The 14,958-nt window shown below is 61.8% G+C and carries 17 protein-coding genes and 1 pseudogene; 5 read left to right on the top strand and 13 right to left on the bottom strand.

Going from position 1 to position 14,958, the window contains the following annotated elements; translation table 11 throughout:
* Positions 1-341 precede the first annotated feature (341 nt).
* The 3 genes and pseudogenes from AC1DNK_RS09435 to AC1DNK_RS09425 form a co-directional block, all read right to left on the bottom strand.
* A pseudogene (locus tag AC1DNK_RS09435) lies at positions 342-492 on the bottom strand (helix-turn-helix domain-containing protein); the annotation flags it as partial.
* 45 nt (positions 493-537) lie between these two features.
* Positions 538-1,512, bottom strand: coding sequence for a threonine ammonia-lyase (locus AC1DNK_RS09430; protein WP_477940637.1), 975 nt, complete (start codon positions 1,510-1,512; stop codon positions 538-540).
* Positions 1,513-1,584: 72 nt separating this feature from the next.
* A complete protein-coding gene (locus AC1DNK_RS09425) occupies positions 1,585-2,646 on the bottom strand; it encodes a helix-turn-helix domain-containing protein (RefSeq protein WP_477940635.1) in 1,062 nt (353 codons plus the stop codon).
* Positions 2,647-2,802: 156 nt separating this feature from the next.
* Between AC1DNK_RS09425 and AC1DNK_RS09420 the strand changes: the two genes are divergently transcribed.
* Positions 2,803-3,510, top strand: coding sequence for a hypothetical protein (locus AC1DNK_RS09420; RefSeq protein WP_477940634.1), 708 nt, complete (start codon positions 2,803-2,805; stop codon positions 3,508-3,510).
* On the opposite strand, the gene ggt is transcribed toward AC1DNK_RS09420, so the two are convergent.
* The 7 genes from ggt to AC1DNK_RS09385 form a co-directional block, all read right to left on the bottom strand.
* Positions 3,511-5,253 carry a gamma-glutamyltransferase gene (ggt, locus tag AC1DNK_RS09415; RefSeq protein ID WP_477940633.1) on the bottom strand — a complete coding sequence of 581 codons (1,743 nt, stop codon included), beginning with the start codon at positions 5,251-5,253 and terminating at the stop codon, positions 3,511-3,513.
* A gap of 66 nt (positions 5,254-5,319) precedes the next feature.
* Positions 5,320-6,333 carry an alpha/beta fold hydrolase gene (locus AC1DNK_RS09410; protein ID WP_477940632.1) on the bottom strand — a complete coding sequence of 338 codons (1,014 nt, stop codon included), beginning with the start codon at positions 6,331-6,333 and terminating at the stop codon, positions 5,320-5,322.
* A gap of 65 nt (positions 6,334-6,398) precedes the next feature.
* Entirely contained in the window at positions 6,399-7,013 is a 615-nt protein-coding gene (locus tag AC1DNK_RS09405) for a hypothetical protein (RefSeq protein ID WP_477940630.1), read from the bottom strand.
* Between the two features lie 111 nt (positions 7,014-7,124).
* Entirely contained in the window at positions 7,125-7,250 is a 126-nt protein-coding gene (ykgO, locus tag AC1DNK_RS09400; protein ID WP_003566454.1) for a type B 50S ribosomal protein L36, read from the bottom strand.
* 154 nt (positions 7,251-7,404) lie between these two features.
* Positions 7,405-8,469: a 5-(carboxyamino)imidazole ribonucleotide synthase gene (locus tag AC1DNK_RS09395; RefSeq protein ID WP_477940628.1), complete on the bottom strand. Its 1,065-nt coding sequence runs from the start codon at positions 8,467-8,469 to the stop codon at positions 7,405-7,407.
* Positions 8,466-8,960, bottom strand: a complete 495-nt coding sequence (gene purE / locus AC1DNK_RS09390) for a 5-(carboxyamino)imidazole ribonucleotide mutase (RefSeq protein ID WP_477940627.1) — start codon at positions 8,958-8,960, stop codon at positions 8,466-8,468. The genes AC1DNK_RS09395 and purE overlap by 4 nt, the downstream gene beginning before the upstream one ends.
* A gap of 19 nt (positions 8,961-8,979) precedes the next feature.
* Entirely contained in the window at positions 8,980-9,183 is a 204-nt protein-coding gene (locus AC1DNK_RS09385; protein ID WP_112385501.1) for a YdcH family protein, read from the bottom strand.
* Between the two features lie 228 nt (positions 9,184-9,411).
* Here AC1DNK_RS09385 and AC1DNK_RS09380 point away from each other — a divergent pair, with 228 nt between their 5' ends.
* The gene (locus AC1DNK_RS09380; RefSeq protein WP_112385500.1) at positions 9,412-9,585 is read left to right on the top strand and encodes a YdcH family protein; all 174 of its coding nucleotides are present in this window, start codon (positions 9,412-9,414) and stop codon (positions 9,583-9,585) included.
* A gap of 159 nt (positions 9,586-9,744) precedes the next feature.
* Here AC1DNK_RS09380 and AC1DNK_RS09375 read toward each other — a convergent pair whose 3' ends face one another.
* Positions 9,745-10,005: an ArsR/SmtB family transcription factor gene (locus AC1DNK_RS09375; RefSeq protein ID WP_112385499.1), complete on the bottom strand. Its 261-nt coding sequence runs from the start codon at positions 10,003-10,005 to the stop codon at positions 9,745-9,747.
* A gap of 123 nt (positions 10,006-10,128) precedes the next feature.
* Here AC1DNK_RS09375 and AC1DNK_RS09370 point away from each other — a divergent pair, with 123 nt between their 5' ends.
* Positions 10,129-10,521, top strand: a complete 393-nt coding sequence (locus tag AC1DNK_RS09370; protein ID WP_477940626.1) for a GFA family protein — start codon at positions 10,129-10,131, stop codon at positions 10,519-10,521.
* Here the strand turns inward: AC1DNK_RS09370 and AC1DNK_RS09365 are convergent.
* The gene (locus AC1DNK_RS09365) at positions 10,518-11,282 is read right to left on the bottom strand and encodes a sulfite exporter TauE/SafE family protein (RefSeq protein WP_310297598.1); all 765 of its coding nucleotides are present in this window, start codon (positions 11,280-11,282) and stop codon (positions 10,518-10,520) included. The genes AC1DNK_RS09370 and AC1DNK_RS09365 overlap by 4 nt on opposite strands.
* Before the next feature lie 107 nt (positions 11,283-11,389).
* Here AC1DNK_RS09365 and AC1DNK_RS09360 point away from each other — a divergent pair, with 107 nt between their 5' ends.
* Both AC1DNK_RS09360 and AC1DNK_RS09355 read left to right on the top strand, forming a co-directional pair.
* Positions 11,390-12,046, top strand: a complete 657-nt coding sequence (locus tag AC1DNK_RS09360) for a thiamine phosphate synthase (protein WP_477940625.1) — start codon at positions 11,390-11,392, stop codon at positions 12,044-12,046.
* Positions 12,047-12,056: 10 nt separating this feature from the next.
* A complete protein-coding gene (locus AC1DNK_RS09355) occupies positions 12,057-13,136 on the top strand; it encodes a tetratricopeptide repeat protein (RefSeq protein WP_477940624.1) in 1,080 nt (359 codons plus the stop codon).
* Positions 13,137-13,139: 3 nt separating this feature from the next.
* Here the strand turns inward: AC1DNK_RS09355 and AC1DNK_RS09350 are convergent, their stop codons facing one another.
* Entirely contained in the window at positions 13,140-14,876 is a 1,737-nt protein-coding gene (locus AC1DNK_RS09350) for a chemotaxis protein (RefSeq protein ID WP_477940623.1), read from the bottom strand.
* Between the last annotated feature and the right edge of the window lie 82 nt (positions 14,877-14,958).

The following is a 14,958-nucleotide window of genomic DNA, read 5'->3' as shown; positions in this document are numbered from 1 at the left end:
CAGAAACAAATGGTTCGACAGGCATCGCTGGAAGCGAGCCGATGGCCGGGACAAGCATTATTGATGCGGCGCGCGTAAAGCGGCCGCCTGCCCAACACGACATGCGGCATTGCTGCCGCAAATCGTCAGGCCTAAAACAACCGAAGCCGTTGTCGGCCGAAAAATGACTTACCCCACAACCAACGATTACAGCCCTACCTGCCGCCGTCTTGTCAGGATATGTGTCGTGCTAAGCTTGCGTGAGGATGGAGAGACAACGCCCGATCAACGACGCCGCGAAATAGACAGCTTGCGCGTGCGGTAATGAATGCAGGTCTAGAGGACCTGTTCGCTCTGTGCGTCCGGCGGATGTTCTGCGGTGGCTGGCTGAATGCGCGCAGGAAGGCACGGCGTATCCGCTCGCCATCGGCAAAAGCCGGTCTCGCGGGCGAACGCACCGATCGGGTGGCGTGCCTGTCACATCAACAGTCTTGCCGCTTCCAGCCGCAGGTTTCTGCTCGAAACCAGCCACCCGCTATAAGGTCTGAGGCCCCGGCGTCAGCCGAAGCGCTCCAGCGCCATTGCGAAAACGTCGGTATCGACATTGCCGCCCGAAGTGACGGTGATGACGGTATCGCTCTCCAGCGCCTTGCCGTGGAACAGTGCCGCGGCAAGTGCCACCGCGCCGCCGGGCTCGACGATGATCTTCAGCCGCTTGAAGGCGAGCGCCATGGCGCGCAGCGCCTCGTCGTCCGTCACCGCGATACCTGCGCCGGCAAGCCGCTGCAAAATCGGGAAGGTGATCTTGCCGGGTTCAGGCGTGATGATCGCATCGCAGATCGAGCCGGCCAGCGCCGCATTGCGCTTGATCTCACCTGATGCCAGCGAGCGCGCGAAGTCGTCGAAGTTTTCGGGCTCGCAGGTGCGGACGGTAAAGCTCGGGGCGCTTGCTTCCAGCGCCAGCGCGATGCCGGAGCTCAGTCCGCCGCCGCCGCAGGGCACCAGAACTTCGGCTTCCTTGATGCCTTCTTCTTCCGCTTGTTCGGCGATCTCAAGACCCGTCGTCCCCTGGCCGGCGATCACGAGCGGTTCGTCGAAAGGCTTGATCAATGTCAGGCGCCGATCGGCAGAGAGCCGGGCGCCGATGGCGTCACGGTCTTCCTTGGCGCGATCGTAGAGCACCACCTCGGCGCCGAAGGCGCGGGTGTTGTCGATCTTCAGCTTCGGCGCGTCCGCGGGCATGATGATGACCGAGGGGACGCCGTGGAGCTTGGCGGCCAGCGCCACGCCCTGCGCGTGGTTGCCGGACGAGAAGGCGATGACGCCGCGCTTGCGGATATCGGGTTCCAGTCCCGATACCGCCGACCAGCCGCCACGGAACTTGAAGGAGCCCGTGTGCTGCAGACATTCGGCCTTCACGAAGACACGGCGACCGGCCATCTCGTCGAGAAAGGGTGACGAGAGCAGAGGCGTGCGCCTGATATGTCCGCGCAGACGGGCGCGGGCGGCGACGATCATTTCAATGGATGCCATGGGATGCTCTTTCGGCTGATGTGCTGCGCCATGAATAGAAGACGGCTTTGCGCTTGTGAACGCCGGTTCTTGTCACCGTGACACGAAAGCCTGTAGTGCGGTCTCCCTGGCGGGTTGCGGCGCGCGCTCACGGCGCCGGTATTCCGTGGGGCTGGTGCTGGTGACGCGCAGGAACTCGCGATTGAAGTTCGACTTGCTGATGAAGCCCGCCTCGAACATCACGCTGGTGACCGGCATATCGTTATGCGCCAGTTGATCGCAGGCGAAGCGGATGCGGAATTCGTTGACATATTGCGAGACGCTCATGCCGTGGATGCGGTTGACCGCCACCGAGACGCGGCGGGCGGGGAGGCCGAGCTTGCGGGCGATGCGGTTCAGATTGAGCTCGGGATCGCGATAGACCTGCTTGGTCTCCATGAGGCTGTCGAGACGACTGGCGACGGCGCCGTCCTCTTCCGTTGGAAGAGCGGGCGATGGAGGCGCGCTGTCGATCCCCTGTTCCGGCTGCGTGCCGCCGGCGATCGAGGCCGCGGCGCCGAGGATCAGGAGGACGATGACGTTTCCGAGCGCAACGATGGCCCCGGCGTTGGCGCCGCCGGTGCGGTAGAGATCGAGGCTGATGACGACGTCGCTCAGGCCGGAGCCGATCAGCGCGACAGCCGTAATGACCAGCGAGCGATAGGAAAGGAACGCCCCGTCGAGGCGGGAGGCGACAAGCGCATCGGCGCCGCTTCGCGAAATCCAGAGCAGCGCGACACCATAGCCGATGAAGAGCAGGATCAGGCTCAAGCCGACGACATCCCGCCAGAAGGCGAATGCCAGAGCAACGCCGACTGCCGGCAGAAGATGCGGCCATTGCCGGCTCAGCGGCCGTGGCGTGCCGAGCGTCAGGTCCGCGAAGCTTGCAAAGGAGAGCGGTGCGACGATGGCGGCGAGCACGGCCTGCAGCGGCATGATCGCCAGCATGTCGTAGCCCCAGCGCAGGCCGATGAAGACGGATTGCACCGCATAGGCGGCGATCAGCGCCAGAAACAGCCGCCGTCCGGGCGCGCTCCATTCCTCCATCCTCAGCATCCGGATGAGGAGGATAGAGAGGAGCAGGGCGACCACGAAAGGCAGAGGCACGAAAATCATCGGCAGTGTCCGGACATTTATCTCGTCAATATGAGCATGAGATTGGCCTTGATCGCAATTGCGGGCGACCCGGAACACGATCAAGGTCTCAAGAAAGCGTGTCGGACCTCACCTTTGCTTGCGCCGGATCGACCGGTGTCAAACAGGGAGCAACCGATGACCATCATCCTTTCCATACCGCTTTTCTTCATGAGCCTCGTTTCCGCATTGGGTGGCTCGAACACGCCGGGCGAAATCTTCGACATCACCAAGGTCCGCTCTATCGTCATCCAGGGCGATTCCAGCTCGATCAGGATCACCACCGATGCCGGGAAGCCCTATGAAGCCGTCACATCCGGCCGCCGCAGCGGCTGGTTCTCATCCTGGTACTCGAGCTGGTTCTTCAATGCCTGCAAGGATGAAAGCCGGGTGCGGATCGACGGCACGGCGATGACGATCGATGTCGGCGTCTCGGCGTGGAGCGACATTGCCGATTGCACGCCTGAAGTTTCCGCCAACGTGCCTGCGGGTGCGGCCGTGTCGATTGATCAGCATGCCTTCATGGCAAGGCTTGATGGAAACTTTTCCGCGTTTCGGACATCGGGCAAGGCTGCGGATATCACACTCAACGGTCACGCATCGGAGATCGACATCGCAGGAACCGCGGTACGGGCGAACCTTACCTATGCCTCGATCACCCGGGACGAAACGATAGGTATCGAGGCGCAGTCGCTCGATGCCTATATTGGCTTTGGGGAGCATGTACCAGTCGATTACACGGTGATGGCCAAGGCGTCGTTGGTCGATACCCTGACGCCGAGCGTGCCGGGGGCAAAGCCGCAGGTGACGATCCGGGGCGACTATGTCCGCGCCCGGATCCGCTGATCAATAGCCCTTGGCCGAACCTTCCGCAGCGCGGCTGTCCATGGCGCCATAGTAGCGCGAGCCGCCGCCTTTCTCGATATCGGCGAGGCTCTTGCCGCCGACGAGGATGCCGGCGGCCTGGCCCCAGAGCGGTGCGTCGTTGCCGCCGTCGAAGCTGTAGCCCATGGCGGCGAGCGCTTTTTCGGTGTCCGGCGACAGTGCATAGGGCTCGAGATAGACCTTGTCCGGCTGCCATTGGTGATGGATGCGCGGGGCATTCACCGCCTGGCTGATGTCCATGCCGAAATCGATGACATTGAGGATCGCTTCGAGCGTGATGGTGATGATCCGCGAGCCGCCCGGGCTGCCGATCACCATGAAGGGCTTCCCGTCCTTGGTAATGATCGTCGGGCTCATCGAGGAGAGCGGCGTCTTCTTCGGGGCGATGGCGTTGGCTTCGCCCTGGACGAGGCCGTAGAGGTTCGCCACACCGGGCTTGGAGGTGAAGTCGTCCATCTCGTTGTTCAAGAGGATGCCGGTGCCCGGCGCCACTACACCGGCGCCGAAGGAGCCGTTCAGCGTGTACGTCACCGCAACGGCGTTGCCTTCGTCGTCGATGATCGAATAGTGGGTCGTCTCGGTGCTTTCCTTGCCGCCGAGCGGTTTCAGATCGGCTGATTTTCCGGCCTTGTAGGGATCGATCTTCTCCCGGATCTCGGTGGCATAAGCCTTGTCGAGAAGCTTGGAAACCGGATTGTCGATGAAGTCAGGATCGCCAAGTGCAGCGTTGCGATCGACATAGGCGTAGCGCATCGCCTCGACCATCGCATGCACCGTCTCGGCCGAGCCGTAGCCGAGATAGGAGAGCGGGTAGTCTTCGAGAACGTTGAGGATCTCGCAGATGATGACGCCGCCGGAGGAGGGCGGGGGCGAGGAGATGATGTCGTAGCCGCGGTAATTGCATTCGATCGGCTTCAGTTCGCGGACCGAATATTGCTCGAAATCTTCTTTGGCGAGGATGCCGCCCTTTGACTGGCTGGCCTTGACGATCGCGTCTGCCGGGGTGCCCTTGTAGAAGGCGTCGGGGCCTTTCTCGGAGATCGCCTGGAGTACGGCGCCGAGTTCCGGCTGCACCAACTTATCGCCTTCTGCATAAGGCTTGCCATCGGGCTTCAGGAAGATCTTGGCAGCCGCCTCGTCTTTGGCGAGGCGCTTTGCGCTGCCGGCAAGCGAGGCTGCATCTCCCTGCTCAAAGGTGAAGCCGTCCTTGGCGAAAGCGATCGCCGGAGCGAGCAGGTCGGCACGGGATTTGGTGCCGTATTTTTCGCGCGCGGTCTCGAAGCCCATCACCGATCCCGGTACGCCGACCGCGAGATAGCCGTCGAGGCTGGCGCGGGGAACGACATCGCCCTTGGCATCGAGATACATGGTTTTGGTGGCGGCGAGCGGTGCGCGTTCGCGGAAGTCCAGGAAGGTGCTTTTGCCGTCCTTCATGCGGATCGTCATGAAGCCGCCGCCGCCGATATTGCCGGCGGTGGGATAGACGACAGCGAGCGCATAACCGACGGCCACAGCTGCATCCACGGCATTACCGCCGCTCTTCAGAACCTCGACGCCGACATCGGTCGCCAGATGCTGGGCCGTGACGACCATGCCATGCTCGCCCTCTACCGGGGCAGGCGAAGCGGCATGCACGGTGACCGGGCCGAGCGCGAAGGCGAAAGCGGTGAAAAGCGAGACGGTCCGGGCTTGCAGCCGATCCATGATATCCCCTCCAAAGAATAAACTATGGGGTGTGATATGGTTCGGCCTGCGCCGGGTGCAAGGCTTTCAGTTGGCGGTCGCAACGATATCGCCGGTCAGCCGCTCTTCGGCGATACGGGCGGCTGCCTGCAGATCGCGCGGCATGCCTGCAATCTTTTCCAACGCGGCGATGGCCACATCCGTCGCCAGATAATCCGGCTTGTGACCGACGCCCCGGATGGTCACCAGTTCCGAGCCGGCGATATCGCGGGCGAGGCCTTGGGAGTGCAGGTGTTCCCAGACGATGTCGTCGCTGTCACCGGTCATGATGACGGTCGGCGCGGTGATCTCCCTGTAGCGATGGGACTCGGCCTTGAGATAGCCGAACAGGCGGGTGAAATCCGTGGCGTTGTTGTGGAAGGTGCCGGGCCGCAGGACCAGTGACGGGCCGGTACTGGCGATATAGTCAGCCGGGCGGACGTTTGGCCGGAAGACGTTCATCGTGCCCTGTTCCAGCCGCCGCAATCCCATTGGCACAACGAGCGCGTGATTGAAGAGCCAGCCGAACAGCGGGGCGGTTGCAGCGTGATAGTACCAGTCCACGCCGCCCGGCCACGGGTGGGTCGCCGGCGCAAGGAAGAGCAGCCCCGCCGTCTTCTCCGGATGATGGACGCCGAAGGCGGCGGCGATGGCGCCGCCGAAGGAATGGCCGACGATGATCGCCTTCTCGATGCCGCGCTTTTCCATCAGCCGGGCGATGGCCGCCGCTTGGCCGGACGGCACGGCATTTTCGGGGCCACCGCGCTCGGAGTAGCCGTGTCCGGGGCGATCGACGAAGAGCATTTCGGCGCGGCCCTGCAGAGGCCGCAGAAAGGCACCGGTCTGATCCAGCAGATTGCCGCTGGCGCCATGAATGAAGACGATCGCCGGCAGGTCGGCGGTGTCTGGACGCGGGATATGCAGGGCGTTCATGCGATAGCCGCCGATATCGGTCAGCTCGCCGATATTGGGGAAAGCCTGCTCGAACTGCCGGGCCTTGAAGGAGCTGTAGCCGATCGCGGCGGCGAGAGGGGCAAGAAGGGCGGAAACGTCGGCAAGCATGGACGGACCGGTGGTGAACTCTGTGACTGTTTCCTAAAATTGGGCTGTTGCGGCCGGCGTCAAGATCAGGTGCGGCTGCCCGCCAGTTTTTCGGAGAGCGTGTTCACCTGCTCCTGCGCCGTGCGGTTTGCCGGGAAGACATCCAGGAAGCGTTCCCATGCCTTCAGCGTCAGCTGGTCGTTACCGGTGTCGTTCAGAATTGCTGCCATGCCTGATAGCGCGCCGAAGTGACGGGGATCGAGATCCAGCACATGCTCGATGTCCGACATCGACTTGCGATAGTTGCCCGAGGCGTAGTTGAGCGTGGCGCGACGGTTCCAGCTCTCGGCATAGGTCGGCTTCAGGGCAATCGCCTGGTCGAGAAAGTCGAGGGCGGCGGCGCTGCGCTTGTCCTCGATCGCCTTGTCGGCCCACTGCATCAGAAGGTTTACGGTGGCGCTGCCGGAATCGTTCCATTCCGTGCGAATTTCCTGCGCGATGCCGTTGGCCTTTTCGGGGTCACGTTCGCGTTTCAGCTGGGCGTAGAGATTGTCGAGCCTCTGCTTCGGGGAGGCGTTGGTATCCGGCTGCTCGACGATGACGTCCTTCTCGGCGCTTTCGGCGGGGAAGGCAGGAGCAAGGAAACCGGTGGCGAGCGGCGCGGCCGCCAAGAGCAAAGCAAAAAAGCGCATGGCGGACAATGTAGCCCGCCATCACACAAGATCAAAGAAAATTTGACGTGATCACCAAAGCGACCCACCGGAAATGAGCGATCAAGCGGCTACGCCGTCAATCGCTTCCGGAACGCGCAATCAGCCCTGACGAGCCTTGAAGCGCGGGTTCAGCTTGTTGATGATGTAGATGCGGCCCTTGCGGCGAACCAGACGGTTGTCACGGTGACGAGCCTTGAGCGACTTGAGCGAATTCTTGATCTTCATTTTTCTGATCCGCGATCTCTGGGGGGAATTTCACATTCGCCCGTATCTTCAAACATTCAAAAGCGCGCTCGTGGCGCGCCTTTAGGTTGGGCAGGCAGATAACCCGATGGCATTCCTGTGTCAACCACATGAAGGCCTTTTATCCGGCAAAATCCTAGGTTTTCGCCGTCAGCACCGTCACATGGCCCATCTTGCGGCCAGGGCGGGACTCGGTCTTGCCGTAGAGATGGACGAGTGCATCCTTGCGCCTCAGCCAGTCCGGAACGGTCAATATATCATCGCCGATGAGGTTCTGCATCACGCAATCCGAATGCCTGCCGGCATCGCCGAGCGGCAGCCCGCCGACGGCCCGGATATGCTGCTCGAACTGGGAAACCACGCAGGCGGCCTCTGTCCAATGGCCGGAATTATGGACGCGCGGCGCCATCTCGTTGGCGATCAGGCTGCCGTCGGCGAGCACGAAGAACTCGATACCGATGACGCCGACATAGCCGAGAGAGGTCAGGATTGCATCCGCGGCCTGGCGGGCAGCCTTTGCCGTGGCATCGGAAATCGAGGCCGGGATCGTCGAGGTGTGGAGAATGCCGTTTCTGTGGATATTCTCTGCCGGATCGAAGGCGACGACCGTGCCATCAGTCGCGCGGGCGGCGATGATCGACACTTCGCGCTCGAAGGCGACGAAGCTTTCCAGAATCAGCGGCACGCCACCGAGCGCTGCAAAGGCGCCTTCGGCGCTGTCGGCTGCCGAACGGAACACTTTCTGGCCCTTGCCGTCGTAGCCGAGGCGCCGGGTCTTCAGGACCCCCTGGCCACCGAAATCCTTCAGCGCCGCCTCAAGGTCGGCCTGACTGTCGATCGCGTGAAACTTGGCCGTCGGAATGCCGCAGTCATTGATGAAGCGCTTTTCGACCAGACGATCCTGGGCGGTTTCCAATGCCTTCGGCGGCGGATAGACCGGGACGCTTGCGGCCAGCGTCTCGGCGGCGGCGACGGGCACATTCTCGAATTCATAGGTGACGACGTCGCAGAGGCTGGCGAGCTCGGCAAGCGCTGCCGGATCGTCATAGGCGGCGGTGATCTGGTGGTTGGCGACCTGGGCTGCCGGGGAATCGGCCTGCGGCTCCAGAATGACCGTGCGGAAATTCAGGCGGGCGGCAGCCATTGCCAGCATGCGACCCAGCTGGCCGCCACCGATGATGCCGATTGTCTTTGCGTTCATCTGTCGTCCATGGGGTATTCAGCGATCGCACCGCTCTGGCGTGCGCGCCATTCATCGAGGCGATCGGCAATGTCTTCGTCAGAAAGGGCAAGAACGGCAGCGGCCAGCAGGGCGGCGTTGATCGCGCCGGCTTTGCCGATCGCCAGCGTGCCGACCGGGATGCCGCCCGGCATCTGCACGATCGAAAGCAGGCTGTCCTGGCCGGACATCGTCTTGGATTGCACCGGTACACCGAAGACCGGAAGCGGGGTGAAGGCGGCCGTCATGCCCGGAAGATGGGCCGCACCGCCAGCGCCGGCGATGATGATCTTGAAACCTTCGTCGCGAGCACCCTTGGCGAAACTGACCATCCGGTCTGGCGTGCGGTGGGCGGAGATGATGCGCGCCTCGTAGGGGATCTCGAGCGCCTCGAGCGTGTCGGCAGCGTTCTTCATGGTTTCCCAGTCGGATTGGCTACCCATGATGATGGCAACGGGTGGTCTGTCTGTCATCGTCAACGGCACGTCCTCTTCAGGCGATGATATCCGGGATGATCTGATCCTCGAGCTTCGACAGCTTGTCCTTGATCACAAGCTTCTTCTTCTTCATGCGCTGAACGCGCAGAGCATCGCAGCCGGTGGCAATCATGGCATTGATCGCGGCATCATAATCTTCGTGTTCCTGACGCAGGCGAGCCGCGATGAGCCTGACTTCCGCCTGTTCCTGATCGGCCATTTACATTCCCCATTATCGTCTTCGGACGTTGTCCGGTCTGCCGATGATTTCCGCAAGCTCCTATCACCAAATAGCGGTAACGGGAAGTTAGTGTTGATCATGAATTTGCCATCGACACACCATGTTTTCGCCTTCGACAAGCCTTCAAAAATATGTCACAGTCGAAAGGTTGACGCCTAGAACTCCAGCGATGGATGGCTGGGGAAGGCAAGAGGAAGGAAGGGTCTAATGACTGTTCAAGCTCATCTTGAGTCACTACAGAAGAAGCATGTAGCTCTGGAGGAAGAGTTACATTCGCTGATGACAGCTCCCTCCAAAAGAGACGCAGACATTGCGGAGTGCAAGCGCAGGAAACTGCGTATCAAAGACGAGATCCAACGTCTGAAATCTTCCGTTCACTAATCGAATAATTGAGAGATCATTGCTCGGTCAATTGCGGTCCATAAGGACATAAACATAATCTTTCAAAAGGTTTAGCAAGACAGAGCCGATCCCAAGACATCATGCGCCAGTCCATTCAGTGCGGAGTTGGACTGGCGCATTTTTTATGTAAGGCGGGCGCTAGGCCCAGAATTGATCCAGCCAGAGATTGAGCTTGTCGAAGCCGCGGTTGTTGACCGCGTAGATACGGCGTGTGCCTTCGGATGTCACGGAAACGAGGTTGGAGTCCAAGAGCGCCTTGAGGTGCTGCGAGACCGCCGGACGGCTGATCGGCAGGCCTTCTGCGAGTTCGTTGACCGTTTTCGGCGCGCGCCTCAGCTCTTCCAGCAGGAACCGCCGGTTCGGATCTGATATCGCGGCGAAAGGGTCAGCGCTCGACATGCCGGAACGCTACGGCAAAGGGCGCATTCCGGCAAGGGAATTGTGCGGTGCAGCAAGCGCAATTGCACCTTTGCCGTCTGCCGCCCTAGATATCTGCTCAGCTTCATTTTGAGGAGGATCAGGATGGACCGCATCACCGGCGGCTGCCTTTGCGGCAGCGTCCGCTTTGTCGCAACGGGTGCCCCATACCGGGTCGGCATTTGCCACTGTCTCGATTGCCGCAAGCATCACGGCGCCCTGTTTCATGCCTCGGCGATCTATCCTGCCGATGCGGTCGAGGTCCAAGGCGAGACGGGGAGTTATGCCGGGCGCTTCTTCTGCCCGCGTTGCGGCTCGCCGGTGTTCGGCCGCAGCGGCGATGAGATCGAGCTGAACCTCGGCTCGCTCGATGAACCCAGCCAGTTCAAGCCGGCCTATGAGCTCTGGACGATCCGCCGCGAGGCATGGCTGCCGAAATTCCCCTGGGTTCGCAGCTACGAGCGCGACCGCGACAATGCAAGCCGCTCGGAAGATTAATAGCCGAGACCCTCACGGATGATCAGGAAGGCAGCGATCAGCGCCATCGCATACATGAACGGATAGAAGATTTCCGGCTTCATGCGGCGCACGCACCAGGCGCCGGCGATCGTTGCCAGCGGCGCGAAGGGCAGCAGCGTCATCGAGGTGACGAGGTTCTTGGTGTCGAGCTGGCCAAGAGCGAAATAGGGGATCAGCTTCACGGCGTTGAGGATTGCGAAGAAACGAACGCTGGTGCCGGTGAATTCGCGCGGCGGCAATTTCAGCGGCAAGGCGTAGATCTGGAAGGGCGCACCGCCGGCATGAGCAACGAAGCTGCCATATCCGGATAGCGTGGCCCAGGCACTGGCGAGGATCGGGCGCTGGCCGCGCGGCGGGACGACTTTGCCTGCACCGGGGCCGAAATTGTTCCAGAAGTATCGCAGGCAAAAGAGCACCATAACGAGGCCGATAAGGATGCGCAGTGCGTCTGCAGGAACGAGCGCCGATGTTGCCCAGCCGAACGCGATACCCAGCAAGCCGCCAGGCAGCATGATCTTCAGCGTCGTCCAGTCGCCATGCTGGCGCCAGATGATCAGCGAAATGATGTCCATGAAAACGAGGATCGGAAGCAGAATGGCGGCGGCCTCCACCGGAGAAACGACCAGTGCCAGAAAAGGCACGCCGATCAGCGAGAGGGCATCTCCCATGCCGCCCTTCGCAAACCCGACGAGCAATACCGCGGGCACCGCCGCGTAAAAGAATGACAGTTCCGGCAGCATGCTTTTCAAGTCCTCCCCTTGCCAGCCCCGTCTATCGGAATTACTCACACAAAACGAGTGCGGAGTTGCCGCCTGCTGGCGGAATCCGCGGAAAATGGAAAGACGTCATGACCACCGACCCGGAAAACCGCTGCCGCCTAGTTCTGATCGCCCCCGACATCGCCGATGCCGATGAGAGGACGAAGATCGTCGGCGACGCGCTGAAGGGCGGCGATGTCGCCTCGGTGATCGTTCCGCAATACGGTCTCGATGACGGCGCCTTTCAGAAACATGCCGAGAAACTTGTGCCGGTTATCCAGGATGCCGGCGCTGCAGCGCTGATATCGGGCGACAGCCGTATCGTCGGACGGGCGAGGGCTGACGGGCTGCATATGGCTGAGCCGGCTGCAGCACTGGCCGAGGCGATCGACAAATATGCCGACAAGCTGATCGTCGGCGGCGGCAACGCGACCGATAGACATACGGCGCTGGAGATCGGCGAGGCCCGCCCGGACTACATTTTCTTCGGCAAGCTCGACGGCGACATCAAGCCGGAGGCGCATCCGAAGAACGTTGCGCTCGGCGAATGGTGGGCATCGATGATCGAGATCCCGTGCATGGTGATGGGCGGAACGGATCCGGCCTCGGCGCTCGTCGTTGCCGAATCCGGCGCCGAATTCGTCGCCCTCCGTCTGGCGGTCTTTGCCGATCCGGCTCAGGCGCCTGCGATCGTTGCGCAGGTCAACGCACTTCTTGACGAAAAAGCGCCACGGTTTGAGGATTGAAGTCGCGCTTATGCCGATCCTTGCCGTTCAGATGCGCCGATTCTTCCTTGCTGCCGCCACGCTCGCCGTGGCGCTGCCCCACGTTGCTGCCGCGCAGACGATCGACAATGTGGTGACACGGCCAGTCGGCGGCGATGCCGAGCCGCTGAAGAAGGGCCGCCCCGCAGAGGGTACTCGGCCCTCGTCCGGGCTCGGTGTGCTGGATCGCATGGGTGCGAAGCTGCCCGATCTGCCGCCTGAGAAGAATTACCACGGACCCGTCGATGACGCCTACGGCGCCTATCAGCGCGGCTATTATCTGACGGCGATGCAGCTTGCGCTGCCGCGGGCGCAGCTTGGCGATCCCTCGGCACAGACGCTGGTTGCTGAGATGCAATATGCCGGGCTTGGCGTGCGCCGCGATCTGAAGAGTTCGGCTTTCTGGTACAGCAAGGCGGCCGAGGGCGGCGATGCGGCAGCGATGTTCAAATATGCGCTGATGCTGATGGCCGGCGAGATCGTGCAGCGCGACAAGGTGAAAGCCGACGACTACATGAAGAAGGCGGCTGATTCCGGCAATTCTTCGGCGCAATTCAACTGGGCGCAGATCCTGACATCCGATCATCCCGGACAGGAGGGGCTGAAGCTGGCGCTGCCTTACTATGAAAAGTCAGCCGAGCAGGGGATCGCCGACGCGCAATATGCCGTTGCCGAACTCTATTCGACCTTGCCTGACCTGCCGGAAGAAAAACGCCGGCGGACGCGTGAATGGATGGCGCGCGCGGCGCGTGCCGGTTTCGATACCGCCCAGGTCGATCTGGCTGTCTGGCTCGTGAATGGCCAGAACGGTCCGCGCGATTTCGTGCGTGGCTTCGAATGGATGCAGCTTGCCGCCAACCGCGGCAATGTCGTGGCGCAGAACAAGCTGGCGCATCTCTACATCTATGCGCTCGGCACCAAGCCCGATCCGATCGAGGCTGCCAAATGGTACGTGTTGTCGCGCCGGGCCGGATTGCCCGACCCGGAGCTTGAGGACTTCTTTCTCGGGATCGAGGACGATCAGCAGAAGGCGGGGATCGACCGGGCGAACAAGTTCCGCCGGCTGCCGTAGTTCCTAGAACAGCGCATCGGCGAAGAGATCTTCGTCACCACCCGCGCTTACGGGCGCTGCTGCCACCAGCGCGGGCGCGGCTTCGTCTTCCATTTGCGGGATGATGTGGCGGTGGACGTGCCGCTCCTGGACCATGGTGTAGAGCTTGAAGATCTTGCGATCGAGCGGCGCGACAGCCTCGGCGATGTCGTCGATGGAGGCGATTTCCTGACCGGCGGCATCTTCCAGAACCGTGGCGCAGCGAGCCAGCGTGTCGCCGAGATCGTGTTCGAAATCGAGCTTCCCGATCATCAGGGTGATCTTGCTTGCGACCTCGCGGCCGTGCTCGGCCAGCACCTTCAGTTCTTCTTCCATCATGTTGGCGGCAGAGCGGATGCTGCCGACGGCGGCCGTCAGGTTCTCGGCGAGGCCGCCGGAATTGCCGGTTGAGGGCGCCATGTTGCCGGCGGCCGCTTCCAGTGCCGGAAGGCCATTGACGATGGAGTCAGCTGAATCGTCGAGCTTGCTGGCAAAGATGCGCAGCTCGGCGGTGACGACGTTGATCGACTTGCCCTCTTCGCCGAGACGGCTGCAGCGCAGGTTGGTGTTCAGCGCCATGTAATTGATATCGGTCTTGACCGAACGGATGTTGCCGATCGATTCCAACAGTTTGGCAGCAGTGCCCAGCGTCGACTGGCTGACCTGGTCCGCCTGTCGGGTGGCCGCATCGACCTGCTTGACGATCTCGTGCGCTGCCGAGACGCTCGATTCCAGGGCGCGCATGAAGTTGTTTTCGCCGCCGCCGCCCATCTGGTCGCGGAGCTTCATGATCTCGTGTGTGTCGTGGCTGAAGCTCTTGATGGTCTGCACGACATTCTGCGAGTCGCGGTGGAAGTCGGTGCACATGTCCGCCATCTGTGCGGCGGTCAGGTGGTTGATGACGTTGCGCAAACGCTCGCGCTGGTCGGCGTCGAGCGATTTGCCGTCGCCCTCCAGAAACTCGTCGAGCAGGGCAAAGCTGCTCTGCACATGCTCGATGCGCTGACGGGTGATGTCGCCGATCTGCAGTGCCGACAGCGTCGAGGCGACCTTGGACTGGACGCCGCGTGCGATGGCGCCGACGTCGCGGGCGATGGCGCCAAGATTTTGGCGGTGGCCGGCAATCTTCTGCGCATCCTGGCGGAGCGCCGAAGCCACGGCAGGAACGGTTTCAGAATAGCTCTTCGACAGATTGACGCCAAAACTCAGCGCCACTTTGACTTCCTTCTGCAGGCTGTCGAGATGGCCGGCGAAGCGATTGACTTCCTCGGTACCGGAATAGATGCGCTCGAGGATTTCCTGGGCGAAGCCGGCGAATTCGGGAAGGCCGGCACCGGTGATCTTCACGGTCACCGCAAAGGTCCGCAGGTAGCGCATGGTCTCCTGCATTTCCGCAATGTGCTTGTGCAGATCGCTGCCGGTCTGGGCGAGGACCGTCAGGGCGTTCTGGCGGGCCTGTTCGGTCACCGGCAGGGCCGTCAGGCTCTCGACGGTCGCGCGCAAATCGGCATCGGCATTGCTCGACTCATTGTTGTCGAGTGCCTTGGTGATGTTATCGAGGGAATTCAGCAAACGGTTGAGAACATCCATCACCGAAAGCAGCACCGTGCCGCCTTCGAGGAAGCGCTCTTCGACCTGGCTGCGCGCCGTTTCCAGCGTCCGGCTTACATCCGTGCCCGCCGTCAAGATTGTCGGCTGTGCCGATACCGCCCCGTGTTTCACCCTGTTCCCTTTACTTATAACTTTTGGAAATCTGGTGCTATCTTTACGGGCAGGATGGAAATGAGGGGTAAACAGTTCCGAC

The organism is Rhizobium sp. 01N424 (assembly GCF_056399485.1).
This window is presented reverse-complemented; position numbering and strand designations above follow the sequence as displayed.

Coding starts and splice junctions, on each gene's coding strand:
- AC1DNK_RS09430 (WP_477940637.1), bottom strand. CDS start 1,512: ATGGCATCCATTGAAATGATCGTCGCCGCCCGCGCCCGTCTGCGCGGA.
- AC1DNK_RS09425 (WP_477940635.1), bottom strand. CDS start 2,646: ATGATTTTCGTGCCTCTGCCTTTCGTGGTCGCCCTGCTCCTCTCTATC.
- AC1DNK_RS09420 (WP_477940634.1), top strand. CDS start 2,803: ATGACCATCATCCTTTCCATACCGCTTTTCTTCATGAGCCTCGTTTCC.
- ggt (WP_477940633.1), bottom strand. CDS start 5,253: ATGGATCGGCTGCAAGCCCGGACCGTCTCGCTTTTCACCGCTTTCGCC.
- AC1DNK_RS09410 (WP_477940632.1), bottom strand. CDS start 6,333: ATGCTTGCCGACGTTTCCGCCCTTCTTGCCCCTCTCGCCGCCGCGATC.
- ykgO (WP_003566454.1), bottom strand. CDS start 7,250: ATGAAGATCAAGAATTCGCTCAAGTCGCTCAAGGCTCGTCACCGTGAC.
- AC1DNK_RS09395 (WP_477940628.1), bottom strand. CDS start 8,469: ATGAACGCAAAGACAATCGGCATCATCGGTGGCGGCCAGCTGGGTCGC.
- purE (WP_477940627.1), bottom strand. CDS start 8,960: ATGACAGACAGACCACCCGTTGCCATCATCATGGGTAGCCAATCCGAC.
- AC1DNK_RS09385 (WP_112385501.1), bottom strand. CDS start 9,183: ATGGCCGATCAGGAACAGGCGGAAGTCAGGCTCATCGCGGCTCGCCTG.
- AC1DNK_RS09380 (WP_112385500.1), top strand. CDS start 9,412: ATGACTGTTCAAGCTCATCTTGAGTCACTACAGAAGAAGCATGTAGCT.
- AC1DNK_RS09375 (WP_112385499.1), bottom strand. CDS start 10,005: ATGTCGAGCGCTGACCCTTTCGCCGCGATATCAGATCCGAACCGGCGG.
- AC1DNK_RS09370 (WP_477940626.1), top strand. CDS start 10,129: ATGGACCGCATCACCGGCGGCTGCCTTTGCGGCAGCGTCCGCTTTGTC.
- AC1DNK_RS09365 (WP_310297598.1), bottom strand. CDS start 11,282: ATGCTGCCGGAACTGTCATTCTTTTACGCGGCGGTGCCCGCGGTATTG.
- AC1DNK_RS09360 (WP_477940625.1), top strand. CDS start 11,390: ATGACCACCGACCCGGAAAACCGCTGCCGCCTAGTTCTGATCGCCCCC.
- AC1DNK_RS09355 (WP_477940624.1), top strand. CDS start 12,057: ATGCCGATCCTTGCCGTTCAGATGCGCCGATTCTTCCTTGCTGCCGCC.